A 309-nucleotide genomic window follows, 5' to 3' on the forward strand; every position below is an offset into this window, starting at 1 on the left:
GTGATTGTGTTTTTCTTTGCCTTCCCAACCAAATTGCAGAAAGTGTTTTGCGCTCTCTTCGTTTTCGTCCAGAACAGCTGGTTATTTCCGTTCTTGCTATGGCAAAAGCCGCAGAGGTGGAAGCGTGGATCAACCATAAAGTTTATCGTGCTGTTCCGTTACCTTTTGTCGCAGAATGCAAAAATTTGACGCCCATTTATCCCGATCACCCCTTTTTACGCATTTTATTTGATGCATTGGGGGGCACATTGGTGCTCGAAAAGGAAGAACAGTTTAATCTTTTTATGACGGCTGGTTCTCTTATGGGCG

General features: G+C 44.0%; 1 pseudogene. It reads left to right on the top strand.

Going from position 1 to position 309, the window contains the following annotated elements:
* Positions 1–309, top strand: a pseudogene (locus tag ACFINC_RS10500) (pyrroline-5-carboxylate reductase); the annotation flags it as partial.

Source organism: Bartonella sp. AP58NXGY (assembly GCF_042195785.1).
Classification (GTDB): domain Bacteria; phylum Pseudomonadota; class Alphaproteobacteria; order Rhizobiales; family Rhizobiaceae; genus Bartonella.